Genomic DNA, 12,201 nt, shown 5'->3' with positions numbered 1-12,201 from the left:
GGCAGCGGCGGCCACCACGGCGGGCGGCGTCACGGCGGCATGGCTGGCCACGCTGTTCGTGGCGGCGCGGGCGGCCGGTGCGGAAGCGCCAGCTGCGGCGCGCGCGGCGGCCACGGCGGCGGGACGGTTGCCCGTTGCGGCGGTGGGCGCGGCGGCCGGCACGCCATCGGCGCCGCCTATGCCGGGCCGAAAGGCCAGCATGCGCAGCAAGGTCATGGTAAAGCCCGCGTATTCGTCGGGCGCCAGGCCCAGTTCATTGCGGCCATGCACGGCGATCTGGTAAAACAGCTGCACCTCTTCCGCGTCGAAGGCGGCGGCCAGACGCACGATGTCCGCGTATTCGGGCAAATCCTGCGGCAAGGCGGCGGGCACGGTTTGCGCCAGCGCAATGCGGTGCAATAAAGTGCCCAAATCCTGCAAGGCACCGTTATACGACAGGCTGCGCGAGGCCATCTCGTCGGCCACGGCCAAGAGATCCGCGCCATCCTGCTGCGCCAGCGCGTCGAGCAGGCGCACCAGATACGACTGGTCGAGCGCGCCCAGCATGCCTTGCACGGCATCGAGCGTGACTTCGCCGGCCGCGTAGGCGATGGCCTGGTCCGTCAAGGACAGCGCGTCGCGCATGGAACCGTGGGCGCCCTGGGCCAGCAGGCGCAAGGCCGGCTGTTCGAAGGCGATGCCCTCCTGCCCCAGGATATTGTCCAGGTGGCTGATGATGTGGCCGGGCGGCATCTGCTTGAGGTTGAACTGCAGGCAGCGCGACAGCACGGTCACGGGAATCTTTTGCGGGTCCGTCGTGGCCAGGATGAACTTGACGTGCTCGGGCGGCTCTTCCAGCGTCTTCAGCATGGAATTGAACGCGTGATTCGTCAGCATGTGCACCTCATCGATCATATAGACCTTGAAGCGCGCATTGCTTGGCGCGTAGACGGCCTGCTCCAGCAGCTGCGCCATTTCATCGACGCCGCGGTTCGATGCCGCATCCATCTCGATATAGTCGACAAAGCGTCCCGCATCGATTGCCGTGCACGCTTCGCACACGCCGCAAGGCTGAGCCGTGATGCCGCCCGTGCCGTCGGGGCCGATGCAATTGAGCGACTTGGCCAGGATGCGCGACAGCGTCGTCTTGCCGACGCCGCGCGTGCCCGTGAACAGGTAGGCGTGATGCAATCGGCCGCTGTGCAAGGCATGCGTGAGCGCGCGCACGACGTGCTCCTGGCCGACGAGCGTCTCGAAATTCTTGGGGCGGTATTTACGGGCGAGGACTTGATAGGACATGCTGAGATTTTACCATGCGATTTTGCGGGTGATCCTGCGCGGCGGGCGCAAGCCTCATGGCCGGGCCAGGCAAACCTGGCAAACGCGGCAAAGCAGCAATTGTATAACATGGCCAGCTGGAAATATGGAAAACACGGCAAGCCCGGCAATGCTGCGGCATCACAAAAAAATGGTGCCGCAAAAGCAAAAAAGCTGCCCATGGCAGCTTGATTGTTGAACCTGATTAAAACATTCCCGAAGGAGGCGAGCCTGATCTGCGGCACTCATGGTTAATAGCCGTGGCTGCTTCGTTCCCGACCTGACCAGGTTAGCCATGCCACGATGCGCAGGGGCCCGCCGGGGACAATTATAACCGACCTGCGCAAGATTGGGAAATTGCCGTGTCAATGCTGTGTGCGTCGGCGCAGGTCGGCGTAGGTCGGCTTAGGCCGTAGGCCGTAAGCCGACACTGCTGAGTACGCGGCCGACACTGCCGAGCCGCAACGTCGGGTTACGCGCAAGCGCTAACCCGACCTACCCCGACCTACGCAGCAACTATAAACCCAGCTCCTGCCAGATCCCATCCACCTTGGCCTTCACTTCCGGCGTCATGGCAATCGTCGTGCCCCACTCGCGCGTCGTTTCGCCCGGCCATTTATTCGTCGCATCGATGCCCATCTTGCTGCCCAGGCCGCTGACGGGCGAGGCGAAGTCCAGGTAATCGATGGGCGTGTTGTCGACCAGGGTGGTGTCGCGGATGGGGTCGACGCGCGTCGTGATGGCCCAGATGACCTCTTTCCAGTCGCGGATGTTCACGTCTTCGTCGACCACCACGATAAACTTGGTATACATGAACTGGCGCAGGAAGCTCCACACGCCGAACATCACGCGCTTGGCGTGGCCCGCGTACTGTTTCTTGATCTGCACCACGGCCATGCGGTAGCTGCAGCCTTCGGGCGGCAGGTAGAAATCCGTGATTTCGCTGAACTGCTTTTGCAGCAGGGGCACGAAGACTTCGTTCAGGGCCAGGCCCAGCACGGCCGGCTCGTCCGGCGGTTTGCCTGTATACGTGGAATGGTAGATCGGATCGCGGCGCATGGTGATGCGGTCGATGGTAAACACGGGGAAACTGTCCTGCTCATTATAGTAGCCCGTGTGGTCGCCATACGGCCCTTCCAGCGCGTGCTCGTAGCCGCTCGGATGGTTTTCGTCCGGGTAGATATGGCCTTCGAGCACGATTTCGGCCGATGCGGGCACGCGCAGCTCGCTGCCGATGGCTTTCACCAGCTCCGTGCGGCTGCCGCGCAGCAAGCCGGCGAACTGGTATTCGGACAGGCTGTCCGGCACCGGCGTGACGGCGCCTAATATAGTAGCGGGATCGGCGCCCAGTGCGACGGCAATCGGATACGGCTTGCCCTTGCTCTGGATCGCATGCTCGCGGAAGTCCAGCGCCCCGCCCCGGTGCGCCAGCCAGCGCATGATGACCTTGTTGCGTCCCAGCACTTGCTGACGGTAAATGCCGAGGTTTTGCCGCTTCTTGTTCGGGCCCTTGGTGATCACCAGGCCCCAGGTGATCAGGGGAGCGACGTCGCCGGGCCAGCAATGCTGGATGGGCAGGCGCGCCAGGTCGACGTCATTACCCTCCCAGACGATTTCCTGGCACTTGGCGCCGCGCAACTCTTTCGGCGACATGTCCCACACGGATTTCACCAAGGAACCCAGGCCCAGCAGATCCTTGAAATCCTTCGGCGGCTCCGGTTCCTTCAGGCGCGCCAGCACATGGCCGATCTTGCGCAACTCGCTGACGTCTTCCGCGCCCATGCCCAGCGCCACGCGGCGCGTCGTGCCGAACAGATTGCCCAGCACCGGCATGTCGTATCCCGTCGGATTGTTGAACAGCAAGGCCGGTCCGCCCGCGCGCAAGGTGCGGTCGCACACTTCCGTCATCTCCAAAATCGGTGAAATGGGGGTCGAAATGGGCTTAAGTTCACCCATTTGTTGCAGTTGAGAAATAAAATCTCGCAAATCTGAATATTTCATGTGTTTTTAATTTTTTTTGACGTCGGACGCCGTTGCTGAAGGATCTATGCCAAGTAATTGATTTTATTGGCTTTTGGCACAATGCAAGTCAAAAAGTAAGACATAAAAGTAATAAAGAATCGATTCGTTAGTATTGACTTGATATAAAACGGCTTCTACAATTCGCCCAACTTGAAAGAGCACGCCGGCCCAGAGCTTGATTTTAGCGTTTCTCTTTCATTCACGGAGTCGGGGCTCCACATGACATTTTAAGGAGTGTTTTCAAAAGGCGTCTGCCTTACCCCCGGTAAAAGTTGTATTGCGACTGATCCAATACCAGCATGGGACCGATCAGCTCAAGCAAGCAATGACGGCGTTTCTCGCACGCATCCATACGCGGCGGAAACGATGATATTTCTGATGCACGGCATTGGCAGTACCCACAACACCGCGACACCGCGGAGGGGCTGCCTGTTGACGCGACATTTCGGGGAACTCTATGACTCATCGTAGCACTGAAGCAGCATTGCCTGCTTCAACCGTGGCTGGCCAGCCAGCGTTGGCGCGTTTGCGCGCCCGCGCACAAGCCATTTCGGCACGTGGCGTTTTGACCACCGCACAACACACTCTGACAGTCTTCGGCATTTCCGCCCTGGCACTGATCGCCCTGCTGATGTTCCGCCCCGACCTGGGCAAGCAACTGACGCACAGCCTGTTCCCGCTGCCGATGACAGAGGCGCAAGCCGTCGAAGCGCCGGCCCTGTCGGCCCTGATGGAAGCGCCGGCATCCGTGCAAACGGCCGCCGCCAGCGAAGCACCTTTGACCAAGGAAGAAAAAGCCTTGCTGGGCACGCAAAAGCAGCAGCAATGGGTCACCAACTGGCTCTCCAAACGCTACCGCGTGGCCAACGATGCGACCAATATGCTCGTTTCGACGGCCTACCTGACGGCGCGCGAAATCAAGCTGGACCCGCTGCTGATCCTGGCCGTGATGGCCATCGAATCGGGCTTGAACCCGTTCGCGGAAAGCCCCGTCGGCGCGCAAGGCTTGATGCAGGTCATGTCGAAAGTGCACCATGAGCGCTTCCAGGAAATGGGCGGCGTGCAAGCTGCCTTGAATCCCGTCGCCAACATCCGCGTCGGCTCCCTGATCCTGAAAGACTACGTCACGCGTGGCGGTTCCGTCGAAGCGGGCTTGAAAACCTATGTGGGCGCCGCCAACTTCGCCACCGACTCGGGCTACGGCTCGCGCGTGCTGGCCGAATACCGCCGCCTGAAGCAAGTGTCGGCCGGCCAGCGCGTGCCGACCAGCACGCCGGTGATGGCATCGAACACGCCAGCGCCAGCCAAGGCGCCTGCAGCGGAAAGCGGCAACATTACCATCAAGATTGCACCGCATAACGAGATCGCCGGCCTGTGACCCTTTAAAAGCCCTCACAGCAGCATCCGAAAAGCAGCGCCCAGTAAAAAAGCCACCGCACGCAAGTGCCGGTGGCTTTTTTATTGCCCTGCGGCAGCAGCCGCAGGAACTCCTGCTCTATTACTTGCGCTTGTTGGCGCCCACTTCTTCCTCGCGGAACTTCACTGCCAATTTATCCAGCACGCCGTTCACATACTTGTGGCCGTCGATGCCGCCAAACGACTTGGCCAGCTCGACCGCTTCGTTGATGACGACGCGGTACGGGATTTCCATGTTGTTCTTCAGCTCGAACGCGCCGATCAGCAGGATGCCGTGTTCGATGGGCGACAGTTCCGCGATATTGCGGTCGATCAAGGGGGCCATGCTGTCGCGCAGCGCCAGCGAATCCTTGATGGTGCCGTACAGCAGCACCGTGAAATGATCGCCATCGGCCTTGTCGAAGCCGTGGGCCGCGCGAATATTGTTCACGACGGTGGTCGCGTCTTCATTGTTCAGCAGCCACTGGTACAAGCCCTGCAGCGCGAACTCGCGCGCGCGGTGACGCGGCGTGCGGTTTTTGCTGGGATTGGCGAGCAAATTTTTCTCAGTCATGATTGTTACCTGTTCTTAAGTACGTGTTCACTACAAATTCCGGCGAGACAGCACGGCGCGCTTTTCAACGCGCCGCAGCCAAGCGCGTGTCAGAACGTTCGAGAAAATGCTCAGAGCAAGGCGCGAGCCCGAAGACAGTACGAATGTACGGCGAGGGCTTGCAACGCAGCTATGGGCGTTTTATCGGACGTTCACTACACGGCTAGTCCTCCTCGGATTCTTGCAACTCTTCTAGCGCTTGCGCTAAATTAGCCATTTCCACTGCCACGCGTGCCGCTTCCGCCCCCTTGACCAGCATGCGCACTTCCGCCTGCTCGTCGTTTTCCGTCGTCAACACTGCGTTGGCGATGGGGATGCCGTAATCGAGACCGACGCGCGTGATGCCCGCGCCCGATTCGTTCGATACCAGCTCGAAGTGGTAGGTTTCACCGCGAATCACGGCGCCCAGTGCGATCAGGGCGTCGAATTGCTCGGTTTCCGCCATTTTTTGCAGAATCAGTGGGATTTCCAGGGCGCCCGGCACGGTCACGTGCAGGATATCTTCATCGGCCACGCCCAGCTTGCTCAACTCTTCCAGGCATGCCGACAGCAAGCCACCGCCGACGATTTCATTGAATCGTGCCTGGACGATACCGACGCGCAAACCTTCGCCGGCAAAATTGGTTTCGTATGCTCCTACGGTCATCATATGCCTCTTTAATCTGGTGGTTCAGGGCGACATGCACATGCCGCCATCGTTTACTCTTACATCGACGCCTGACAAAATCGTAGCGAGCGGCAGCGAGTTGTGGTCAAGAAGCGCAACTGTACGGATAGTACAGTGAGCATCGCAGGCCGCAAATCGCGACGCGCAGTAGATTTGGTCAGGCGTCCTGGCCTGGATGGCACTGAAAACCTGTGACTTCCAGGTCGAAACCGACCATCGACGGCATCTTGCGGGGGCTGGCCAGCAATTGCATCTTGCTCACGCCCAGGTCGCGCAGGATTTGCGCGCCGATGCCGTAGCTGCGCAAGTCCATGCTGGCGGCGCGGCCTTTCGGCTTGGCTTGCGGCGTATCGAGCGCGGCGAACTGGGCAAACAGCTCGCTCGAGGTCTCGCCGCAGTTCAGCAAGACCATCACGCCCCGCTCGGACTGCTTGATGGCGGCCATCGAGGCAGCCACCGTCCATGAGTGGGTAGTCGCTTCGCTTTCCAGCAAGTCCAGCAGGGAAACGGGCTGGTGCACGCGCACCAGGGCTTCCAGGCCGGGCGCCAGGTCGCCATGCACGAGGGCTAAATGGGCCGAGGCGCTGGGCTTGTCGCGGAACGCGATCAGGCGGAATTCGCCGTGCGCAGTGTGCAGGGTACGCTCGGCAACGCGCTCGACCAGGGACTCCGTCTGGCTGCGGTAATGGATCAGGTCGGCAATCGTGCCGATCTTCAGGCCATGCTGCTCGGCAAACACCAGCAAGTCCGGCAGGCGCGCCATGGTGCCGTCGTCCTTCATGATTTCGCAAATCACGGACGCGGGCGTCAAGCCGGCCATGGCCGTCAGGTCGCAGCCGGCTTCCGTATGGCCTGCGCGCATCAGCACGCCGCCTTTTTGCGCTTTCAGCGGGAAGATATGGCCAGGCTGAACGATATCGCTGGGCTGCGTGCCCTTGGCAACCGCGACCTGGATGGTCTTGGCGCGGTCGGCGGCGGAAATGCCCGTCGTCACGCCTTCGGCCGCTTCGATCGACACGGTAAAGTTGGTGCCGTAGGCCGTGCCGTTGCGCGACGTCATCATCGACAGGTTCAGCTCGTCGCAACGCTCTTCCGTCAGGGTCAGGCAGACCAGACCACGCGCATGCGTGATCATGAAATTGATGGCTTCAGGCGTCACGAAATCGGCGGCAAGCACCAGATCGCCTTCATTTTCCCGGTCTTCTTCATCGACCAGTATCACCATGCGGCCGGCGCGTAATTCAGCGACGATCTCTTCGGTGCTGGAAATAGACATCATTGATCCTCTTAGTGAGACTAAAAACTGAAACATCGCGTGCGAATATTCCGCGAATTTCCGGGAATTTTCTTATAACCTGCTATTTTAAAGGATTTAGCGCTTGCAGACCTGAAATAAGACAGGTTTGCGGCATGGGCGCCGCGGCCTGCCCCGCAAAGTACCGATTCCCCGATCCGGCGCACACGGCGGCGGCATGGCGCGCGCCGCCGGCCTTGCGAAGAGCATAAGATCAGCCAGTCACCGCCACGGCGCTGACATCCACTCGCAGCGACACCCCACACAGGAGCGGCAACATGAAAACCCATGGATCGGCCATCTGGTCAGGCGGCATCAAGGACGGCAAGGGCGCCATCAGCACGCGCAGCGGCGCCTTGCAGGAATATCCCTACGGCTTTGCCAGCCGCTTCGAAGGCAAGCCCGGCACCAATCCCGAGGAACTGATCGGCGCCGCCCACGCGGGCTGCTTCACCATGGCCCTGTCGCTGATCCTCGGCGAAGCGGGCCTGACGGCGGAAAAGATGGAAACGACGGCCGAAGTGACCCTCGACAAGGCCGACGACGGTTTTGCCATCACGGCCGTCCATTTAATCCTGAAAGCGAAGATACCGGGCGCCGACCAGGCGAAATTCGCAGAATTGACGGGCAAGGCCAAGGCCGGCTGCCCCGTGTCGAAGCTGCTTAAAGCCAACATCACCCTGGATGCCACCCTGCTGCCCTAGATTTTCGTCACGGGCTTGACGGGTTCCACGGGGGCCACGGGCGCCACCAGCGGCAGGCGCGAGTCGCTGGCCGGCAATGGCCGGTTCATCAAGCCGGGGTTCAGGGCTGCATTGTTCAGGTTATACGCGGCGATGGCGGCCGCCACGGACGGGTCTTGCGATGACGGGGGCGGCACGGCCATGCCCGCGTTTTGCGCGGCCAGCTGCTGCGCCTGCACATTTTCCTGCGCCTGCGTGGCTTGCGCCGTCGCCAGGCCCGCATCGGCTGGTCCCTGCCCCGCGCGCACTTGCGCCTGGGCCGTCCGCGCGGCGTCCTCCTGCCGCGCCAGCTGCTCGGTATTCATGCGCTCGCTGTCGATGCGCAGGGCATCCACGCGCTGGCTGTCTGCCCGCTGCGCCTGCAAATCCAGGTTCAGCTCTTCCGCTTCCAGCTGCTGCTGCAATTCCAGTTGTCGCTGTGCAATCGCCGCCGTTTGCGGCGGCGCCTCGTCGATGGGCTGCGGCTGCGGGGCTTGCGGCGCCTGCGCGGCGCTGGCCGGCAGTGCTTCGCCCGTCAAATCCGCTTCGACCACGGCGGCCAGCGGCGCGCCCTGCCGCTGGGCAAGCACGGCGCCCACCTGCGCCAGCACGTCCGTTCCCTGTTGCAAGGCATCCAGGGTGGCATTGCTGTCGGCCGCATAGGCGGCCTGCAACGTGATTGGATCGACATCTTCATTGCGCAAGTCGATGCCGATGCGGGCCAGTTGCGCTTGCGTGAGCAGGCTGCCGTCCTGCGCCAGCGCGGCGGCCGCATCCGTCGTGCCGTCGCCCGACAGCAAATCGTAGCGCTGCGCCAGGCTGCCCGGCGTATCGCCCGCCGTCGCCAGCTGGCTGGCATCGATGCCGCTCGTTTGCAGCTGGGCAAACGATTCCGTCAGCTGCCGCGCCAGCGCCAGCAAGTCGTCATTGACATTCACGGGGGTATTTTCCGCCCTGGCCTCGTCCGTGGCGCCCTGCAAGGCCAGCAGTTGCCGGCGCGACAAGGCCACGCCGGACAGGAACTGGCCCAGCGGAGAGATGTCGACCTGGGTCGATGACAAAGCGGCAAGGGCCGCCGCCGTGCCGGAAGGCGGCACGGGCAGCGCCGGCGCCAGCGGCGCCGTCTCGCCCACGCGGGACGTGGCCGGGATGGTGTTGGGCACGGTTGCGCGCGAAATCGGGTCCATGGCTAGCCTCCACTGCGGAAAGCTTCATAGTATGCGCGTCTGAAAGAAAAGCAACACACGCTTGGCAAGGCGAGAATGTGTTGCGGTGTTCTTATATCAGGCGGCAGCCTTGTCCAGCGACAACATGCGCTCGACATAGCGGGCGATCAAATCGATTTCCAGGTTGACCTTGCCATCGACCGTCAAGTGTTTCAAGGTCGTCATGGCGATCGTGTGCGGGATCAAATTGATCGAGAAGCGGCAGCCGTTGACGGCGCCCGCGCCCAGGTCTTCCACGCGGTTGACGGTCAGCGATACGCCATTGACGACGACGGAACCTTTGAAGGCCAGGTATTTCGCCAGTTCGTGCGGCGCTTCGATGACCAGTTCCCACGATTCGCCCACGGCTTCGAACTTGCGCACGATGCCCAGGCCGTCGACGTGGCCGGACACCAGGTGGCCGCCCAGGCGCTCGGCCAAGGTCAGGGCTTTTTCCAGGTTCACTTCCGTCGTCGTATCGAGGCCCACGGTGCAATTGAGGCTTTCGCGCGAGACATCGACGGCAAAGCCCGTGTCCGACTTTTCCACCACCGTCATGCAGGCGCCATTGATGGCGATCGAATCGCCCAGGGCCACGTCGGCCAGCGGCAAGCCGCCCGCGTGGATGTTCAGGCGCACGCCTGCGTCGAGGCCGCCTTCGAGTGCTTGCACGGTTTCAATCTTGCCAATGGCGGCAACAATTCCTGTAAACATGGAGCTAACCCTATAAAATGTAAAAATGTTAATTTCGTTGCGCGAATCTTGCAAGGATACGCAAATCTTCGCCCACTTGCTGAACCTGGTGAAATTGCAAAGTGCGCTGCTGCTTGATATCCGTCAATGCCGGCAAGGCAAACATGCCTTGCGCATCACCCAGCAAGGTGGGCGCCAGGTAGACCAGCAGTTCGTCGACGCAGCCTTCGCGGATCAGCGAGCCGTTCAGTTTGGAGCCCGCCTCGACGTGGACTTCATTGATTTGCCGGCGTCCCAGCTCCAGCATCAGCGCGGCCAGGTCGACCTTGCCAGCCGCGTTCGGCAACATGATGACTTCCGCGCCCAAGGCGCGCAGCTGCGCTTCCTTTTCCGGGTTGGCCACGGCCGCCACGATCCACGTGCCGCCGCCCTGCAAGATGCGCGCGTCGAGGCTGATGTCGAGCCGGCTGTCGACGACGATGCGGCGTGGCTGGCGCGGCGTCTCGACGGCGCGCACATTCAATTGCGGGTCGTCCGCCTTGACCGTGCCGATGCCCGTCAGGATGGCGCAGGCGCGCGCGCGCCACGCATGGCCGTCGGCACGCGCCTGCGGCCCCGTGATCCACTGGCTCTGGCCATTGTGCAAGGCCGTCATGCCATCCAGGCTGGCCGCCGTTTTCATGCGCACCCACGGCTTGCCGCGCTGCATGCGCGAAAAGAAGCCGATATTCATTTCATATGCCTCGTCGGCCAGCACGCCCGTGCTGACGGCGATACCGGCCGCTTCCAGCTTGGCCAGTCCCTGCCCCGCCACCAGCGGATTCGGGTCCGTCATGGCGGCCACGACGCGCCCCAGCCCCGCGCGCACGAGCGCATCGGAGCATGGCGGCGTGCGGCCATGGTGGTTGCACGGTTCCAGCGTGACATAGGCCGTGGCGCCGCGCACGTCGTTGCCGCGCGCCGCCGCATTGGCCAGCGCTTGCACTTCGGCATGATCCTGCCCGGCCGCCTGCGTCACGCCGGCACCGATCACCTGGCCATCCCGGACGATCACGCAGCCGATGCGGGGATTGGGCGAGGTCGTGTATAAACCGCGCGCCGCCCATTCCAGCGCCAGGCGCATGCCATCGATATCGTTGAGTATTTCCACGGGCTTCTTTGCTTGAGGTAAATAATTGGTAAATCGTGTCAGGAACTGTCGGCCACGCCGCTGCAATTGGCCGCTTGCTGCTGCGGGTCGCACACGCGCACCCTGCCCAGCATATTGATTTTAATATGCCGTACCTGCTTTCCCAAAGCCAGGGACAAGGTCCCCCAGCGCGCCGCCAGACTATTGGTCGCGCTGCAACTGCGACCTGCGCCATTGTAGGCGATATAAAACGGCGCCGTGGCCGACGAAAACACGAACTGGGCCGTGATGCCCGCCGGCAGCGGCCCTTGGCGGAACAGCAATTCGTCCCCGTCGTCGAACGCCAGGTTGGCATTGCGGTCGATGAATGCCAGCCAGCCCGTGCGCCAGTCCGTGCCGCCGGGCCCGGCCGGCATCAGCAGCACGCGCCGGCCGCGCGCCATCGCCTGCGCCCGCGTCAATTCGATGGCCGAGAACAAGTCCGTGGCCGCCGCGCGCACCTGCTGGCGCGCCAGCAGTTGCTGCAAATTTGGCATGACAGCGGCCGCCAACAGGGCGGTAATCGCCAGCACGGCCAGCAATTCGGGCAAGGTATGCCCGCAGGTGCGCCTGCTCCACATTGGCCGCTTGCGCATGGCCATGGTCTAGAACCAGCAATGGCTGGCGGGGCCGCTGCTGCCGCGCTGGCCCGTGCTGCTCAGGGACAGCACGCCGCAATCGGCATCCTGGAACTGCGCATCGACCTTGGACGTGCCCGGCGTGGCGCGCAACAGCACGCATTGCCCGATCGCCAGGCCGGGACAGGCCAGCGCCTCGATTTCATACGCACTGCCGGCCGCGCCCCCGTCGCCGGACCACCATGGAAACGCTTGCGCCTGCGGCGCCGGCGAGGCCGAGGAAAAGGCCAGATAGCGGTTGTTCTGCGAATAATAGCGCTCCTGCTGCTGCATCAGCCGCAGCAGGGCCGCCTGCCCCTGCACCCGCTTGGCCCGCACGACATGGCCGTGATAAGCGGGCACGGCCAGCGCCAGCAGCAGGCTCATGATCGCCAAGGCGGCCAGCAGTTCGACCAGGCTGAAACCCTGGGTGGTGGCATGGGCGCCACCGTTTGTAGCGTGCCAATTTTGCCTTGCCAGCGTTTCCATCTGACCTCCCCTCTTCGCAA

Annotated in this window: 12 protein-coding genes and 1 other RNA gene; 2 read left to right on the top strand and 11 right to left on the bottom strand. The window is 62.5% G+C overall.

All coding sequences use genetic code 11. The annotated features are described in order from the left end of the window. From dnaX to ubiD, 3 genes are all read right to left on the bottom strand, one after another. On the bottom strand, positions 1-1,278 hold a 1,278-nt coding region (gene dnaX, locus AC07VH_RS28730), incomplete at its 3' end, for a DNA polymerase III subunit gamma/tau (RefSeq protein ID WP_494804042.1). Between the two features lie 239 nt (positions 1,279-1,517). Next, positions 1,518-1,616, bottom strand: an RNA gene (gene ffs, locus AC07VH_RS28725) — signal recognition particle sRNA small type. Positions 1,617-1,812: 196 nt separating this feature from the next. Continuing rightward, complete coding sequence (ubiD, locus tag AC07VH_RS28720) at positions 1,813-3,297, bottom strand: 4-hydroxy-3-polyprenylbenzoate decarboxylase (protein WP_071650179.1); 1,485 nt, start codon at positions 3,295-3,297, stop codon at positions 1,813-1,815. A gap of 478 nt (positions 3,298-3,775) precedes the next feature. Here ubiD and AC07VH_RS28715 point away from each other — a divergent pair, with 478 nt between their 5' ends. Next, positions 3,776-4,696, top strand: coding sequence for a transglycosylase SLT domain-containing protein (locus tag AC07VH_RS28715; protein WP_494789370.1), 921 nt, complete (start codon positions 3,776-3,778; stop codon positions 4,694-4,696). Between the two features lie 120 nt (positions 4,697-4,816). On the opposite strand, the gene nusB is transcribed toward AC07VH_RS28715, so the two are convergent. The 3 genes from nusB to ribBA all read right to left on the bottom strand — a co-directional run bounded on the left by nusB (position 4,817) and on the right by ribBA (position 7,269). Then, positions 4,817-5,287 carry a transcription antitermination factor NusB gene (gene nusB / locus AC07VH_RS28710; protein WP_152254358.1) on the bottom strand — a complete coding sequence of 157 codons (471 nt, stop codon included), beginning with the start codon at positions 5,285-5,287 and terminating at the stop codon, positions 4,817-4,819. Positions 5,288-5,489: 202 nt separating this feature from the next. After that, the gene (gene ribH, locus AC07VH_RS28705; RefSeq protein WP_099664961.1) at positions 5,490-5,972 is read right to left on the bottom strand and encodes a 6,7-dimethyl-8-ribityllumazine synthase; all 483 of its coding nucleotides are present in this window, start codon (positions 5,970-5,972) and stop codon (positions 5,490-5,492) included. Positions 5,973-6,150: 178 nt separating this feature from the next. Beyond that, complete coding sequence (gene ribBA, locus AC07VH_RS28700) at positions 6,151-7,269, bottom strand: bifunctional 3,4-dihydroxy-2-butanone-4-phosphate synthase/GTP cyclohydrolase II (RefSeq protein ID WP_494789375.1); 1,119 nt, start codon at positions 7,267-7,269, stop codon at positions 6,151-6,153. Positions 7,270-7,565: 296 nt separating this feature from the next. Between ribBA and AC07VH_RS28695 the strand changes: the two genes are divergently transcribed. Then, positions 7,566-7,991 carry an OsmC family protein gene (locus AC07VH_RS28695; RefSeq protein WP_489628339.1) on the top strand — a complete coding sequence of 142 codons (426 nt, stop codon included), beginning with the start codon at positions 7,566-7,568 and terminating at the stop codon, positions 7,989-7,991. On the opposite strand, the gene AC07VH_RS28690 is transcribed toward AC07VH_RS28695, so the two are convergent. The 5 genes from AC07VH_RS28690 to AC07VH_RS28670 form a co-directional block, all read right to left on the bottom strand. Further along, the gene (locus AC07VH_RS28690; RefSeq protein ID WP_494789369.1) at positions 7,988-9,196 is read right to left on the bottom strand and encodes a hypothetical protein; all 1,209 of its coding nucleotides are present in this window, start codon (positions 9,194-9,196) and stop codon (positions 7,988-7,990) included. The genes AC07VH_RS28695 and AC07VH_RS28690 overlap by 4 nt on opposite strands. A gap of 96 nt (positions 9,197-9,292) precedes the next feature. Further along, positions 9,293-9,928 carry a riboflavin synthase gene (locus AC07VH_RS28685; protein ID WP_230522560.1) on the bottom strand — a complete coding sequence of 212 codons (636 nt, stop codon included), beginning with the start codon at positions 9,926-9,928 and terminating at the stop codon, positions 9,293-9,295. A gap of 28 nt (positions 9,929-9,956) precedes the next feature. Continuing rightward, positions 9,957-11,030, bottom strand: coding sequence for a bifunctional diaminohydroxyphosphoribosylaminopyrimidine deaminase/5-amino-6-(5-phosphoribosylamino)uracil reductase RibD (gene ribD, locus AC07VH_RS28680; RefSeq protein WP_494789374.1), 1,074 nt, complete (start codon positions 11,028-11,030; stop codon positions 9,957-9,959). A gap of 65 nt (positions 11,031-11,095) precedes the next feature. Beyond that, positions 11,096-11,671, bottom strand: coding sequence for a GspH/FimT family pseudopilin (locus AC07VH_RS28675; RefSeq protein ID WP_494789368.1), 576 nt, complete (start codon positions 11,669-11,671; stop codon positions 11,096-11,098). Positions 11,672-11,680: 9 nt separating this feature from the next. Then, on the bottom strand, positions 11,681-12,181 hold the full coding sequence (locus tag AC07VH_RS28670; protein ID WP_494789367.1) for a type IV pilin protein: 501 nt from the start codon (positions 12,179-12,181) through the stop codon (positions 11,681-11,683). Positions 12,182-12,201 lie beyond the last annotated feature (20 nt).

The organism is Janthinobacterium sp. GW821-FHT03C10 (assembly GCF_059420865.1).
Note: the sequence above shows the minus strand (reverse complement) of the source record. Positions and strands in the feature narration are given on the sequence as shown.

Excerpts from the sequence above, each read along its gene's own strand:
- nusB (WP_152254358.1), bottom strand. The coding sequence starts at position 5,287 with ATGACTGAGAAAAATTTGCTCGCCAATCCCAGCAAAAACCGCACGCCG.
- AC07VH_RS28675 (WP_494789368.1), bottom strand. The coding sequence starts at position 11,671 with ATGCGCAAGCGGCCAATGTGGAGCAGGCGCACCTGCGGGCATACCTTG.
- ribH (WP_099664961.1), bottom strand. The coding sequence starts at position 5,972 with ATGACCGTAGGAGCATACGAAACCAATTTTGCCGGCGAAGGTTTGCGC.
- AC07VH_RS28670 (WP_494789367.1), bottom strand. The coding sequence starts at position 12,181 with ATGGAAACGCTGGCAAGGCAAAATTGGCACGCTACAAACGGTGGCGCC.
- AC07VH_RS28715 (WP_494789370.1), top strand. The coding sequence starts at position 3,776 with ATGACTCATCGTAGCACTGAAGCAGCATTGCCTGCTTCAACCGTGGCT.
- ribBA (WP_494789375.1), bottom strand. The coding sequence starts at position 7,269 with ATGTCTATTTCCAGCACCGAAGAGATCGTCGCTGAATTACGCGCCGGC.
- ubiD (WP_071650179.1), bottom strand. The coding sequence starts at position 3,297 with ATGAAATATTCAGATTTGCGAGATTTTATTTCTCAACTGCAACAAATG.
- AC07VH_RS28695 (WP_489628339.1), top strand. The coding sequence starts at position 7,566 with ATGAAAACCCATGGATCGGCCATCTGGTCAGGCGGCATCAAGGACGGC.
- AC07VH_RS28690 (WP_494789369.1), bottom strand. The coding sequence starts at position 9,196 with ATGGACCCGATTTCGCGCGCAACCGTGCCCAACACCATCCCGGCCACG.
- AC07VH_RS28685 (WP_230522560.1), bottom strand. The coding sequence starts at position 9,928 with ATGTTTACAGGAATTGTTGCCGCCATTGGCAAGATTGAAACCGTGCAA.
- ribD (WP_494789374.1), bottom strand. The coding sequence starts at position 11,030 with ATGCGCCTGGCGCTGGAATGGGCGGCGCGCGGTTTATACACGACCTCG.